We start from the raw sequence: 14,533 nt of genomic DNA, 5'->3' as shown, positions 1-14,533 counted from the left end.
GACAAGGCGCGCTAAACTGGCCCCCTTTTTTGAGCCGTTAGTAGTAAGGAGCAACCTATGAGCAGCGTTACCCTCGTGGCCAAATCCAAATTGCCAACCCCCTGGGGCACCTTCACGCTGGTAGGTTTTCAGGAAACCGGCACAGGCAAAGATCACGCCGCACTGGTGATGGGCGACATTACCGGTGACGAGCCCGTGCTGGGCCGGATCCACTCAGAGTGCCTGACCGGCGACGCCCTGTTCAGCCTGCGTTGTGACTGCGGTTTCCAGTTGCAGGCGGCCATGGAGAATATCGCCAAAGCCGGTCGTGGCGTGTTGCTGTATGTGCGTCAAGAGGGCCGTGGCATCGGCTTGCTCAACAAGATCCGCGCCTATCACCTGCAGGATCAGGGGGCCGATACCGTGGAAGCCAACGTGGCCCTTGGTTTCGCCGCCGATATGCGCGACTACACCATCTGCGCCGATATGCTCAAGCAGCTTGAGGTCAAGTCTCTCAAACTGATGACCAACAACCCGCGCAAGATGAAAGCCATGGAATCCTTCGGTATTCCGGTGGCCGAACGGGTACCGTTGCAGGAAGGGCGCAATCCCCACAACGAGTTCTATCTGTCGACCAAGGCCAACAAGCTGGATCATATGCTGAAGAAGTGAGCCTGCATTGACGAATGCCAGATAGTCAAACGCCTCCCATTGGGAGGCGTTTTTCTTGGGACGACCCTAGCTATCGCTGTGGTACGGTCAGATTGGCCAGCAGAGCTTCAAGCTCTTCGCCAGTGCGGGCAGCACAGTATTGTTCGACCCGCTCGCGGGTCAATTGCGGCGCGAGACGTTCAATCAGATCGTAGAGATAGCCGCATAAAAATGCCCCTCTGCGCAACCCGATAGTGGCCACACCGCCTGGTAGCCAGGGCGCCGTTTTGAGCACCAGATCCCCATCGCGCTGGGGCTCCCAGGCAAAGGTTGCCATCACCCCAATGCCCATCCCTTGTCTGACATAGGTCTTGAGCACATCGCTGTCGCTCGCACAGCAGGCGATCCGGCTCTCGGCATGAGCGCAATCAGTGCCATGAGCGGCAGAGAGCGCCCTTCCATCGGTCACCAATGCAAACTCCACCAGCTCGGCCGAGGTCAGCGATGTTGCTTTGGCCAACGGATGATCCTTGGGTAGCACCAAGCCCCGTTGCCACTGAAAAGAGGGGAGCATGAGCAGATCGCTCCCCTCCTCCGGTTCATCCGCCAGCAGCAGATCGGCCGCGCCATCATGCACGGCTGCGCGACACTGCGCAGCACTCCCTTGCATCACAGTTACGGCAACTTTGGGAAAGCGGGCCATGAACCCCTTGAGGATGGCGGGCAGAATATAACGGGCTTGCAGATGAGTGGCGGCAATGGTGAGGGTTCCCTGCTCCGGATGCACATGCTGCCTGGCCATTACCTTGATGGTGGCGACCTTGTCCAGCACCTCCGCGGCCACTTTGATCACATCCCGACCGATGGGAGTGATTTGGGTCAAGTGTTTGCCGCTGCGCTCGAAGATCTGGATCCCCAGCTCATCCTCCAGCATCCGCACCTGTTTGCTGATCCCGGGCTGGGAGGTAAAGAGGCTCTCGGCGGTGGCCGACAGATTCAGCCTGTGGTTCGCCACCTCGACGATATAGCGCAATTGCTGCAATTTCATGGTGTAGCCCTCAAGCGAACTCACCGTTAATAGTAACAAACTTTCAGCAATGGCCCGCCGCCATCAGGCCGGGCGCTCCTTGAGTAGGAAATCACGCAAGGCACGGTTGGCCATGGAGAGTGGATCGCCACGCCGCCACGCCACGCAGAGATCGAGATAGATAGGCGGGGCGAAGGGCACGCCACTCAGATCCGGCTCCTCTTCCAGCACCATCCGCAAGAAGGTGGTCACCGCAAAACCTTGCCGCACCACCGCCTTGAGCAAGGGGATGAGATTGCTCTCGAAGGCGATGTCGGGCTCGACTCCGAGGCTCTGCGCCAGCGCCTCCATATGCTCCCGGTGATAAAAGCCACGGCGAAACAGCGCCAGCTCCTGAGCGAAAAACTGCGAGAGGGTGACGGCTGATGCGCCACGCAAGGGGTGATCGTCCCCCACCACCATCAACATCTCTTCGCTCAGCAGATGCGCTCCCTCGATGGCGGGGGGGAGATCACTGGTGATGAGAATGGCCAGATCGAGGGAGCCATCCACCATCCGGCTGAGCAGCTCGCGGGTACCGGCCTCCTCAACACGGATCTTGAGGCCGGGGTAGCGGTGCTTGAAGGCCATCAGACGAGGGGGGAAATAGTAGGAGCCCATCATATAGGGGATCCCGATCCGCACCTCCCCCCGCTCCAGCCCCTTGAGCTCGGCCATCTCGGCCTCGGCCTGATGCATCTGCAGCAACAGACGCTCGGCATGGCGACAGAGCACCTCCCCCTCAGGGGTGAGCCGTACCGCCCGGTCCTGTCGATCAAACAGCCGCAATTCGAGCTGCTGCTCCAGCTTGGCGATGGCCATGCTGATGGCCGGTTGTGCCACATGCAGACTGTTGGCTGCCTTGGTAAATGAGCCGGCATCCCTGACCGCCAGCAGATAAGTGAGCTGTTTCAGATCCATGTATCAATTCATCTTATGAGATGGATAACTTAAATATATTATATTTATAACCGCAAGGACTCTACCCTGACCAAAAGTAGTCAGGACAATACGCAATGATTGAAGTTGGAAGTCGCGAGTGGATACGTGCAACCCTGGCCCTCAGCCTGGGCTCTTTTCTGGTGTTTCTGAACCTCTACCAGACCCATCCCCTGTTACCCCTGATCGCCGAGGTCTTCTCGGTCAACTCCCTCTCGGCCAGCTGGACCCTGGCAGGATGCACTGCAGGCCTCGCCGCCTCCCTGCTGATCTGCGCCAGACTGGCGGATCGCCATGGCCGTCGGCAAGTCATGCTGGGTACCCTCACCCTGGCGATCCTGCTCTCACTGTTGATCCCGCTGGTTGAGCAGTTTGGTTCCCTGCTGTTGCTGCGCATCCTGCAGGGCGCGCTGCTGGCAGGGCTGCCCGCGACCGCGATTGCCTATATGGGGGAAGAGTTCAGCAAACGGGCGCTGCTCTCGGCGGTGGGGGTCTATATTGCCGCCAACTCCCTCGGTGGCATTGCCGGTCGGGTGGTCGGCGGTCTGTTGGCGGGCTGGTTTGGCGACTGGCAGCATACCTTTCTGGGGATTGGTGTAATCAGCCTGTTACTGCTGCCGCTGGTCTTCTGGCTGCTGCCCCATCAGACCCGCTTTGTGGCGAGCGCCCCCGTTCGCGGCCAATTTGCTCACGCCTTGCAACAACACCTGACCAATCCCTTGCTGGTAGGGGCCTATCTGATTGGCGGCCTCAACTTTATGGTGTTTCTGAACCAGTTCAGCTACCTCACCTTCTTGCTGGCCAAGCCCCCCTTCTCCCTGCCCACCCAGTGGCTCGGCATGCTATTTCTCACCTATCTCTCGGGAACGGTGGCCTCCTCCTTGAGCGGCCGCTTTGCCAACCGCTGGGGGGCACAACGCATGCTGCTGGTCGGGATCGCCCTGATGGCTATCGGCAGTCTGTGGCTGCTGCAGGGCAGTCTGCTCGGGATCCTGAGCGGCTTGCTGGTCTCCAGCTTCGGTTTTTTCCTGGCACACGCCTGCGCCAGTGCCTGGGTGGGTCATCATGTCGAACACAACCGGGCCCTCGCCTCCTCCCTCTATCTGGTGGCCTACTATCTGGGAGCCAGTCTGGGTGGGCTTTACCTGCACCCCTTCTGGGAGCAAGGCGAGCTGGGCGGTCTGGTCATGGGGATTGAACTGGTCCTCATCCTGACGGCGGGCTTGAGCCTCTGGCTCGGCCGTCTCAAGCAGCGAAACCAATCGCCACTGCCCGCCCAGCAACCCCACCGACACGGGTAACAGGCTCAGCGCAAACAGGGTCACCCACGAGCAGATGGCACTCTCGCAACCCAGCACCGCCAGATAACAAAAGGGGTCACACCGGTGACCCCTTTTGCTGCATTATTCAAGAGCCTGTCAGGCTCGCACCGCATTGAGCGCAGGATCATTCCTGATCGAAATAATCCGCAGGCACCGCGACCACAGCACCAGTCGCCACCTCTTCGGCGATCACCTCAGCCAGCGAGCGCAGATGAAACTTGATCTGGCCGGAAGGCAACATCAGGCCAATATCGGGGTTGCGGGTATCCTGCATGTTGCCGGTTTTGAATGGCAGCTCGGGATAGCGCGCTACCAGATCTTGCAGTGAAGTGACCACCAGCTCGATATGTTCCAGCCCCGCCTGATGGACGCGCCCCGGTTTCGGTGCAGCCAGCTCGATACAGGGTACCTGTACCTCACCAGCCAACAGAGGCTGATGCAACTGATAAGTGGCGATGGGACGTCCGCCAATCATACCCTCCACCAGCAAGGTGCCCGACTCAGCCAGCACAGCACATAGCGCGCGGTACTCCTGCAGGGTAGCCGCCCGATAACAGAGGTGATCGACCGTTGGCCAGGAAATTGTGACGCCAGTGGCGGCCAGTTCGGCCAACAGCTGAGAAACAAATGGGGCCATTGGCCCCAGTGTGGAATCGAGTGGGTGGGACATGCTTACCATTTCTTCTTGGGTTGAAACAGGACATCGAGCTCGTCGGCTTCCTTGTCCTTGATGTTTTGCAGATCCTGCGCGCTATTTTGCTGCTGCAGCTCTTCAAGCTCCTTGAGCCCCTGACGCATATCTTCTTCACGGGCCAGCAGATAGGGATCCTTGTCGCCCACGCTCGCCATGGCCGACAGCCCCTTGGTATAGAGCTGGCGGCATGTACCATATTGGCCCTGAATGCGGGCATCCATCGCCCGCTTGACCAGATTGGAGATGTTGATCTTGAGCTGCATCAGCTCGAGGCGGCGCTCTTCCTGGGCAAACCCCTGAGGGTCAATCTTGCCCTTGTTGTGCTCAACCCGCAGCACGGCACGCATCTTCTTGACCAACTGCAGCATCTGGATCGCCTGACGATCGGACTCCGGGGTCTTGAACTGACCCTCATCCTGCACGCTGTAGTTCTCCTGCACATTCTTGATCTGGGTCTGCACATCGACGATGCGCTGCTTGATCTGATTGTTCGGCATCACCTGGGCGATGGCGCGATAGGCATCGAGGATCCGGTGCTGCAACAGCAACACCATGTTCTTGGAGAAAGGCACCAGATTGACGTTCAGCAACACCTCTTCGGTCTCGTCAGCCACCGTCTTGTGTCTGGCAACGGCGTGACGCTTGTCCGCCTCTGCCTTCTGCTTATATTGCTGCACCACGTTATAGGCGATAACCAAAAACAGGAGTGCGCCAATAGACAGCAATACCAAAGTTAAAATCATAGGATGTCCAAACCCCTGTTCCTATCCAATTGCGTGATCCTACAACAGCTTACCCACTTAAGGTAGCCTGCAGATCCCCCCTTGCCCACGATTTGTCACCAAGCTGTGCCCCCGGTCTCAGGGAGAGATTGCAGGATCAGGGGATGATGACCATGACGGTCACCTCCCCATAGTATCGCCCATCAGCGCCATTACTTGAGGTTAAAGCCCCGCGATTGCAGGAATCCCAGCATGAAAGGGCGGGACTCCTTGCCCAGAATGGCGCGGATCTGGCCGCTCCAGGTCTGCTGCTTGTTGTTGCTGCTGCGGGCCTGATAGTAGTCCGCGATCTGCTGATCGTACCGGGCCAGCAGGTCGCGATCCAGCTCGTGCTGGTAGCGCTCCTGATGCACCACCAATCCCCTGGGCAGACGGGGTTTCTGCTCCGGCTGCTGGGCAGGATGACCAAGGCAGAGGCCAAACAGCGGGATCACCTGATGGGGCAAGCCGAGCAGTTCGCTCACCTCGGCCGGATGGTTGCGAATGCCGCCGATATAGACCCCGCCCAACCCCAGCGACTGCGCCGCCAGCAAGGCGTTTTGCGCCATCAGAGCGCCGTCGATGGCTCCGATCAGCAACTGCTCCGCATAGCCGGTCTGGGCCTCGGGCACGATCTGGGTGTGGCGGTGGTAATCGGCGCAGAACACCAGAAACTCGGCCGCCTGCACCACATAGGGTTGATTGCCCGCCAGCATGGCCAACTGCTGACGCGCCTCGGGCTCGCAGACTCGCACAATACTGGTCACCTGCAAAAAGCTCGAGGTTGAGGCAGACTGGGCGGCGGCGAGAATGGCATCCAGCTGCTGCGGGGCGATCGGCTCGGCAGTGAACTGACGAATGGAGCGATGGGAAAGGATAAGATCGATGGTCTGATTCATGGCACCTCCAAAATGAGGTAACACCATAGCGAAAAAAACGAGGGAGCCCAAGGCTCCCTCGCACACCCAGCTTAAGGGGCCGGATAGACGTAAGGGGCTTGCAACCCGAGCGGGAAGCCGAGCGCCCAGTAGAGCAGCAGGAAAATCGTCCAGCTCACCAGGAAGGCAAGCGAGTACGGCAGCATCATGGAGACCAGGGTACCGATCCCGGTGCTCTTCACATACTGCTGGCAATAGACCACCACCAGCGGGAAGAAGACCATCAGCGGGGTGATGATGTTGGAGGCGGAATCCCCTACCCGATAGGCCGCCTGGGTCAGCTCGGGGGAGATCCCCACCGCCATCAACATGGGTACCAGGATCGGGCTGATCAGCGCCCACTTGGCGGAGGCCGAGCCGACTACCAGATTGACGGTGGCGGTGAGCAGGATCATCCCGACGATAGTCACCTCACCGGGCAGCGCCAGCGCATGGAGCACTTCGGCACCGGAGAGGGCCAGCAGGGTGCCCAGATTGGAGTCACCAAACGCCTTGATAAAGAGCGCGCAGAAGAAGGCCATCACCATGTAGGAGCCCATCTTGTTCATGGTGGCCGACATGGCATCGATCACATCCTTGCCACTCTTGAAGCTGCCTGCGACAAAGCCGTAGACAATCCCGGGCAGGATAAAGAGCAGGAAGATGAGCGGCACTATGGACTTCATCACCGGCGCGGCGAAGGTGGTCAGGGAGCCATCGGCAGCACGCAGCGGTGAATCGCTCGGGGAGAGCGCCAGCGCCAGCAGCACGATAGCCGCCAGCATGGCAAACCCGGCCCAGTTGAAGGCCCGACTCTCTTGCGCGCTGTAGCGCCCCATCTCGTCGGCACTCTCCAGATCCTCGTTGAGCGCCACGTGCTTGAGGCGCGGCTCCACCACCTTTTCGGTGATGAACCAGCCGACACAGATGATCAGCAGCGAAGAGGCACCGGTAAAGATGATGTTGCACAGGGTGTTGACCATGTAGTCAGGATCGAGCAACTGAGCGGCGGACTGGGTAAAGCCCTGCAGCAGCGCATCCCCGCCGGAGGGCAGGAAGTTGGCGGCAAAACCGCCGGAAACACCGGCAAAGGCAGCGGCGATCCCCGCCAGCGGATGGCGTCCGGCAGCGTGGAAGATGATGCCACCGATGGGGATCACCAGCACATAACCCGCATCTGCGGCGGTGTGGCTGACGATCGCCACCAGGATCAGCATGGGAGTGAGAAAACGGGCAGGCGTCACTTTCAGCAACTTTTTCAGACCGGTATTGATAAAACCGGACTGCTCGGCCACCCCGACCCCGAGCATGGCCACCAGCACGATCCCCAGCGGGGCAAAGCCGGTAAAGGTGGTCACCATGGTGGAGAGAAACTCGGCCAGACCGGCACCGGTCAGCAGGTTGTTGACCACTACCGCCTCCCCGGTACGGGGATTGACCAGATCAAACTGGAATTGTGACAACACCCAGGAGCCGACCCAGACGATCAACAAGGCGTAGAGGAACAGCATGGCGGGGTCGGGTAATTTGTTCCCGGCTTTCTCGACGCCATTGAGGAAACGGTTCAGCCAACCTTTGGGAGGGCTGGCCGGACGGTCATTGACAGCAGCATGACTCATTATTGCGATACTCCTTTCCCTAGAAACGAGGTCGCATGCTAGCAATTCCAGCCAATCCGTCTCATGACCGATCGCAAAAGAATGATTAATTTTGATTAAATATTGCGGAATAAAATTCCAAGTTGTGGCCTAACGCACACTTGTTACTCTGCCATCACGGCATCTAGCAGTGGATAACGCCCGACCTGGCACTCCACCACAAAACCGCTCGCCTCGACTTGCGCCACAGTCAGCGGCTTGCTGAACAGATATCCCTGGAACACATGGCACCCCTGGGTCTGCAGTGCGGCCAGCTCGTGAGGCTCCTCCACCCCTTCCGCCATGATCCCCAACCCCAGATTGGTAGCCATGGCCGCAGTCGCCCGGATCACCGGCAAGTTGAGACCGACCACGAAGGAGCGATCCAGCTTGATGTTATTGATCGGCAACCGGTTGAGATAGGCCAGCGAGGAGTAGCCGGTACCGAAATCGTCGATGGCAATCTTGATCCCCTGCTCGCTCAAATCGTCGAGAATGCCGAGGCACCCCTTCATATCGAGCATCAGCACGGTTTCGGTCAGCTCCAGCGTCAACAGGGAGGCATCCACCCCGTGCAGCTCCAGCTGCTGGCGAACTTGCCCGGGCAACGCCGACGATAGCTGGAAACCGGAGAGGTTGACGGAGACCGGCACCCGCTGATGGAAGCGCTTCTGCCAGCTGGCGACTTGTGCCAGCGCAGTGGAAAGCACCCAGCTGCCGATCTCGCGGATCAGCCCCATCTCTTCGGCCAGCGGAATAAATTCCACCGGCGACACATGGCCGAGCACCGGGTTGTACCAGCGCAGCAGCGCCTCGTAACCGATCAGACGCCGTTTGGCGGCATCGACCTGCGGCTGGTAACAGAGGCTCAGCTCCTGGCGGCCGATGGCCTTGGCCAGAAACTGTTTGAGATTGAGCTTGCGCTGCAGGGTCTGCTGCATGCTGGGGGTGAAACGCTGCCAGCGCAGCCGCCCCATCTGCTTGGCCTGATACATGGCCATGTCGGCACGGGTGATGAGGTTGTCCCCGTCATCCGCATCATCGGGATAGATGGCGATACCGATACTGCCGCCGATGGTCACCTCCGGCAGCCCGCTCAGTTGCAGCGGCTTGGTCATCTGGGAGAGCATCTGATCGGCCACCTCTTGCGCCCGATCCCCCTGATTGCCCAGCGGCACCAGTGCTGTGAATTCATCGCCACCGAGGCGAGCCAGCTCCACATCCCGCGGGCAAATCTGTTTGAGGCGACCGGCGACGCGCTCCAGCAGGCGATCTCCCGCCTTGTGGCCGTAGTTGTCGTTGACCAGCTTGAAGTTGTCCAGATCCATGAACACCAGCGCGAAACGCTCCCCCAGCCCACAATAGGCCTCAAGGGATTTCATCAAGCCATACCGATTGAGCAGGCCGGTCAGGGAGTCGTGCCAGGCGAGGTGGCGATGCTCCAGCTCTTCGAGTTTGCGATCGGTAATATCCCGCATGGTGAGCAGAATGCGGGCCCCCTGCTGGATATAGCGGAACTGATACTGGAACCAGCGCATCCCCTTGAGGGTTCGGCACTCCCCCTCGGTCACCACTTCATCGAGACGGGAGAGCTTCTGGTAGAAGCTGTCATCATTGCCGGAGAAAACCTGGGAGAGCTTGGCGATCTGGTGGCCGAAACACATTTCGAAGTGATAGTTGCCACTCTCGAACACACCATGGCTATCGAACAGGCAGGCAAGGGTATCGCCGGTTGCCAGCGAGGACTCCTGATAGAGGGTATCGGAGTCGAGCACAGCTTCGGTCATCATCATCAGCCGGCCAGCCAGTTGAATACCGGAGAGGCGCAGATAGATCTGCTTCTTGACCCCCTTTGGGGAGAGGGTCCACCACTCGTTGTAACTGCGCCCCTGCTGAAAATCACCCAGATAGCGCTGCAGCAGCAGATCAATGGCGGTTGCCATATCGGCAGAGAAGTCGCGGGAGCAGAGTTCGTCGAGAGACGTCGCCTCCCACACGGAGAGCGCGGCGCTGTTTGCCCAGAAAATATGGTGATGCTCGATGTCATAAACCCAGATCGGGGTATGCAGAACATCCATTGTCTTCAGTAACCGTTCGTCAAGCGTATTCATCTGGTCAAGGTCATTCATGCTGGATGGTCACTGGTTAACCGGAAAACAGATCTGGCAAACCGCTAGCTGCAGAATGCAAGGTGCAAACACCTCTCGGCCATTATCCCTTTTCACATAGCCAAGAGCGGACAAAACTATTTCAGATATCAACAACAGGGCAGCCTGTACGGCAATACTACAAAGGACTCAGCCAAGGACCCTGTTAATCCAGGCAAATCATATAGTCGATTTTTAACTTTTTTCCCCAGTAAAAACAAGCACTAAGAGCTATCCACTCGAGACCTTGAAAGAGCAATTGCATATTTGCTGCGACAAATTTGTTATTAACATTTAAATCAATGGTGGAAATAGTCATCACTCTCTGTCACAAAGCTTCCATTAATTAACCAAGCGGATGGATAAACAGCCAAAAAAACGCCAAAACGGACAAAAATAGTTCACTAAGGCGGAATTGATATACCCCAAATTCATTTTTCAACAGGCAATGAGCAAAACCCGAATATATGATCTGCATCACATTGGCTGTAGATGGCAAACCATCCCGGCTGAGTACGCAGAGCAACCCGGCGCCCTTCCATCAGGTTGCAATATCGGCCTTCGACTGCGGTTATAGCGGAACAAATCAGGGAATATGGCAAACATCACTGCCGCAGTACCATTTGGCATCGTGCCGGAATAATCACCAGCTCGGGGAAACTGAGATGACGGGCGGGTGGATAACTGGTATCAACAGAAATCGAATCCAGATCAATTAAACGCTGAATTAACCTTGCCAACCCGGAACGCTCTTTTTATGGTTGCCCCCTTGTTACACCCAGAACAGCGTTTATGAAGCACATCGAAGAGTTCTACCTGTTCGTCAAGGTGGTGCAAGAGGGAGGATTCTCCCACGCTGCAGCCGCACTGGGCATGCCAACAGGCACCATCAGTCGACGCATTTCCCAGCTGGAAGAGCAACTGGGTTGCTCCCTGCTACATCGCTCTACCCGCAAGCTCCGCCTTACCGATGATGGCCTCAGATACTACGAACGTCTCTGCACGCCACTCGCACAAATCGAGCAGGCCACCAGCGAGATCCAGGGTCAAGAGGCCGACATCACCGGGCTTATCCGGATAGCTGCGCCCATCGCGCTCTCCAACACCATCCTCATCGATATGCTGGCCGAATTCGGGCTGCACTATCCCGAGGTACAGTTCGATATCACCCAGACCAATGATCACCAGCACCTGTTCGACAATGATCGGGATCTGGTGTTCTTCAACGGTGAGCTACCCCAGTCGCTGCCAAATGCGATCTGTCTCGGCCATATCGAGTACGGCCTGTTTGCCTCACCACTCTATTTGACCAAAAAGGGCACCCCCTCCCATCCCAACCAGCTGGAAGAGCACGATCTCATCTACTGCTGGCCTCACCAGCACTGGCAGCTGACCGACAAGGATGGCCAGAGCGTCTGCATCAAACGCAGCGCCAAACTGACCGTCAACCAGACCCAGGCCGCGGTACGTGCAGCCCGGCGTCATCTGGGGATCGTCAACGCCCCGCTGCACTATCTGAGCAGCTTCCTCCATGACGAGCAGCTGGTGCCGGTACTGACCGACTGGCAAACCGGCAATCGCCCCTTCTACATGTTGTGTTGCCAGCACCAGTTCGCTCCGTTGCGTGTTAAGATGTTCGTTGAATTTGTTGAAAAATACTCAGCACGCTATCGCAATCGGCAGTGGGACAACCAATTTTCACAAGGTGATAGCCTCACCCATTGCATCTGACCGTTAGCGGGCCACACTTATAGCATCCCTTGCCAACAGAGCCTGCCTAACGCCATGAATGTATTGATATGTGATGACTCCGGGTTCGCCCGCAAACAGCTGGCGCGGGCGCTCCCGGCCGACTGGAAAGTCGATTTGCACTACGCAGCCAATGGTCTCGAAGGGATCGAACAGGTGCTGATGGGTCATGGCGATCTCATCTTCCTCGACCTGACCATGCCGGAAATGGACGGTTACGGCGTGCTGGAGACCCTCCAACGGGAGGGGCTGCGCAACAAGGTGATCGTGGTCTCCGGGGATATCCAACCAGAGGCCTATCAACGGGTCATGGGGCTGGGGGCGCTCGATTTCATCAAGAAACCCGCCGCCCCAGAAACCCTGCTCGCCCTGCTCAAACAACACGGTTTCTGGAGTGCCGCCCCGAGTGGTCAACCAAGCGCCCCCGAGCAGCTGACAAGCGGCGTGGTAGCCGATGCAGGCGTCAAGATCACCCCCGAAATCCGCGATGTCTATCAGGAGCTGGCCAACGTCTCCATGGGTCAGGCCGCCGACTTGCTGGCTCGTCTGCTCAACGCCTTCGTGGTACTGCCTATCCCCAACGTCAACGTGCTGGAAGTATCAGAGTTGCATATGGCCCTCTCGGCCGCTGCGGATTCGGATACCCTCTCCGCCGTCTGTCAGGGGTTTATCGGAGCGGGGATCGCCGGTGAAGCGCTGATCCTGTTCCATGACTCCAGCTTCAAAGATTTGGCCAAGCTGATGAACCATCAGGGGACGCTGGATCGCACCGCCGAACTGGAGCTGCTGATGGATACCGCCAACGTGCTGATCGGCGCCTTCCTGCGCGGCTACGCCAACCAGCTCGACACCCCCTTCAGTCAGGGGCACCCGGTGGTGCTCGGCCAGCACAGACCCATCAACGAGCTGATCAACACTAACAAGAGTCGCTGGCGCCGCACGCTCGCCATCGAGATCAACTACCGGATCCAGGATTACGCGGTGCAGTGTGATCTGCTGCTGCTGTTTACCGAAGATTCCATCGCCACCATGAACAACAAAATCATGCACATGCTCTAGGAGTGACTATGGAAATCCGTGAATTTCATTGGCTGATGAACATAGTCCAGAACCTGGACGTAGGCTTGGTGGTGCTCGACAAGGAGTACAAGGTTCAGGTGTGGAACGGCTTTATGGAGAGCCACAGCGGCCGACTGGCCAGTGATGTGCGCGATGGCGTACTGTTCGAGCTCTTCCCCGATGTGGACAGAGCCTGGTTCGAACGCAAGGCCAACATGGTCTTCAAACTCAACAACCGCGCCTTCAGCACCTGGGAGCAGAAGCCCTATCTGCTGCGTTTCTCCAACTACCGCCCCATTACCGGCTCGGCCCCCCACATGTTCCAGAACCTGACCCTGGTGCCACTGGCCGATTTCGGCGGTCAGGTGACCCACATCGCGGTGATGATCTACGATGCCACCGATGAGGCCATGCTGATGAGCGGCCAGCGGCAGGCTTGAGCTTGCAGCAAATAACAGAGGGCGCCGCGGCGCCCTCTGTTATTTCGGTATAAACAGGTCTCGGTATAACCTCTACCTCACCAGCCGTCTCAACGCGCTCCGAGATACTCGGTGAAGGCGTCGATCACCTCTTCAATATCGTCATCGTTGATTTGCAGATGGGTCACCAGCCGCAGCTCGCCGTAACCGGAGAAGAGGATCCCCCGCTCCTTCATAAAGGCCAGCAGAGGGGCTGATTCCCCCTCATGCAGCCGCAGGAACACCATGTTGCTCTGCACCAGCGAGAGGTCGAGCTCGATGCCCGGCAGTGCAGCCAACCCTTCGGCCAGCCGTTTGGCACGGCGGTGATCATCGGCCAGACGGGTCACGTGCTGCTCGAGGGCAAACAGACCGGCTTGCGCCAGAATGCCCGCCTGGCGCATGCCACCTCCCAGCATCTTGCGTAGGCGGCGCGCACGAGCGATGAAATCGTGGCTGCCCACCAGCAGCGAGCCCACCGGTGCCCCCAACCCCTTGGAGAGACAAATCGAGATACTGTCAAACGGTGCAGCGATCACCGCGGCCGCTGTCTCGCTGGCCACGGCGGCGTTAAAGAGCCGGGCGCCATCGAGATGAAGCTTCAAGCCGCGCTCGGCAACGAATGCCCCCATCTCCTGCAGATAGGAGAGCGGCAGCACCTTGCCGTTGTGGGTGTTCTCAAGGCAGATCAGGCGAGTCTGGACGAAGTGGGCATCATCAGGGGCCAGCGCGGCCCTGATATCATCGAATGCCAGCGTGCCATCGCGCTGCATCGGCAAGGGTTGCAGGGCTACGGAGCCCAGCACGGCACTCCCCTGCGCTTCATAGCGATAGATGTGAGCGGCGTTGCCGAGGATGGCCCCCTCACCGCGCTGACAGTGGCTCATCACCGCCAACAGATTGGACATGGTGCCGGACGGCACAAACAGCGCCGCCTGTTTGCCCAGCAATCTGGCCCCAAAGGCCTCCAGCGCGTTGACGCCCGGATCTTCACCATAGACATCGTCACCGACTTCGGCGTGGAGCATGGCTTGACGCATGGCGTCAGTAGGCTGGGTGACGGTGTCACTTCGTAAATCGATATAGCGCATGAGATCCCTCCTGAAACAGGAGAGTGACGTTAGCCATGCGCCCCTCGCTTGGCAAGGGGCGCA

At 58.5% G+C, this 14,533-nt stretch carries 13 protein-coding genes; 5 read left to right on the top strand and 8 right to left on the bottom strand.

Annotated features, from left to right (window positions below; genetic code table 11):
- Positions 1–57: 57 nt before the first annotated feature.
- Positions 58–651, top strand: a complete 594-nt coding sequence (gene ribA, locus AB5Y76_RS11930; RefSeq protein ID WP_005351157.1) for a GTP cyclohydrolase II — start codon at positions 58–60, stop codon at positions 649–651.
- Between the two features lie 70 nt (positions 652–721).
- On the opposite strand, the gene AB5Y76_RS11925 is transcribed toward ribA, so the two are convergent.
- Both AB5Y76_RS11925 and AB5Y76_RS11920 read right to left on the bottom strand, forming a co-directional pair.
- Positions 722–1,678 (bottom strand): LysR substrate-binding domain-containing protein, encoded by a 957-nt coding sequence (locus tag AB5Y76_RS11925; protein WP_201986816.1) that lies wholly within the window; start codon positions 1,676–1,678, stop codon positions 722–724.
- Positions 1,679–1,741: 63 nt separating this feature from the next.
- Positions 1,742–2,617, bottom strand: a complete 876-nt coding sequence (locus tag AB5Y76_RS11920; protein ID WP_058058411.1) for a LysR family transcriptional regulator — start codon at positions 2,615–2,617, stop codon at positions 1,742–1,744.
- Positions 2,618–2,712: 95 nt separating this feature from the next.
- Between AB5Y76_RS11920 and AB5Y76_RS11915 the strand changes: the two genes are divergently transcribed.
- Positions 2,713–3,936, top strand: a complete 1,224-nt coding sequence (locus tag AB5Y76_RS11915) for an MFS transporter (RefSeq protein ID WP_201986814.1) — start codon at positions 2,713–2,715, stop codon at positions 3,934–3,936.
- Between the two features lie 145 nt (positions 3,937–4,081).
- Here AB5Y76_RS11915 and AB5Y76_RS11910 read toward each other — a convergent pair whose 3' ends face one another.
- From AB5Y76_RS11910 to AB5Y76_RS11890, 5 genes are all read right to left on the bottom strand, one after another.
- Positions 4,082–4,636 carry a VOC family protein gene (locus AB5Y76_RS11910; RefSeq protein WP_201986812.1) on the bottom strand — a complete coding sequence of 185 codons (555 nt, stop codon included), beginning with the start codon at positions 4,634–4,636 and terminating at the stop codon, positions 4,082–4,084.
- Positions 4,630–5,394, bottom strand: coding sequence for a hypothetical protein (locus AB5Y76_RS11905; protein ID WP_005337161.1), 765 nt, complete (start codon positions 5,392–5,394; stop codon positions 4,630–4,632). The genes AB5Y76_RS11910 and AB5Y76_RS11905 overlap by 7 nt, the downstream gene beginning before the upstream one ends.
- 191 nt (positions 5,395–5,585) lie before the next feature.
- On the bottom strand, positions 5,586–6,311 hold the full coding sequence (gene nfsA / locus AB5Y76_RS11900; protein ID WP_005351148.1) for an oxygen-insensitive NADPH nitroreductase: 726 nt from the start codon (positions 6,309–6,311) through the stop codon (positions 5,586–5,588).
- 71 nt (positions 6,312–6,382) lie between these two features.
- On the bottom strand, positions 6,383–7,948 hold the full coding sequence (locus AB5Y76_RS11895) for an AbgT family transporter (protein WP_005346513.1): 1,566 nt from the start codon (positions 7,946–7,948) through the stop codon (positions 6,383–6,385).
- Positions 7,949–8,091: 143 nt separating this feature from the next.
- The gene (locus AB5Y76_RS11890) at positions 8,092–10,044 is read right to left on the bottom strand and encodes a bifunctional diguanylate cyclase/phosphodiesterase (protein ID WP_013723827.1); all 1,953 of its coding nucleotides are present in this window, start codon (positions 10,042–10,044) and stop codon (positions 8,092–8,094) included.
- 861 nt (positions 10,045–10,905) lie between these two features.
- Here AB5Y76_RS11890 and AB5Y76_RS11885 point away from each other — a divergent pair.
- The 3 genes from AB5Y76_RS11885 to AB5Y76_RS11875 are packed head-to-tail and all read left to right on the top strand — an operon-like array spanning position 10,906 to position 13,361.
- Entirely contained in the window at positions 10,906–11,844 is a 939-nt protein-coding gene (locus tag AB5Y76_RS11885; protein ID WP_005337171.1) for a LysR family transcriptional regulator, read from the top strand.
- Positions 11,845–11,898: 54 nt separating this feature from the next.
- Positions 11,899–12,921 carry a response regulator gene (locus tag AB5Y76_RS11880; protein ID WP_042081918.1) on the top strand — a complete coding sequence of 341 codons (1,023 nt, stop codon included), beginning with the start codon at positions 11,899–11,901 and terminating at the stop codon, positions 12,919–12,921.
- An 8-nt stretch (positions 12,922–12,929) separates the two neighbouring features.
- On the top strand, positions 12,930–13,361 hold the full coding sequence (locus AB5Y76_RS11875) for a PAS domain-containing protein (RefSeq protein WP_005337175.1): 432 nt from the start codon (positions 12,930–12,932) through the stop codon (positions 13,359–13,361).
- An 89-nt stretch (positions 13,362–13,450) separates the two neighbouring features.
- Here the strand turns inward: AB5Y76_RS11875 and ltaE are convergent, their stop codons facing one another.
- Positions 13,451–14,470, bottom strand: coding sequence for a low-specificity L-threonine aldolase (gene ltaE, locus AB5Y76_RS11870; RefSeq protein ID WP_201986810.1), 1,020 nt, complete (start codon positions 14,468–14,470; stop codon positions 13,451–13,453).
- Positions 14,471–14,533: the final 63 nt, after the last annotated feature.

The sequence above is a fragment of the Aeromonas sp. R1-2 genome (assembly GCF_040908505.1).
In the GTDB taxonomy this organism is placed as follows: Bacteria; Pseudomonadota; Gammaproteobacteria; order Enterobacterales; family Aeromonadaceae; genus Aeromonas; species Aeromonas veronii.
This window is presented reverse-complemented; position numbering and strand designations above follow the sequence as displayed.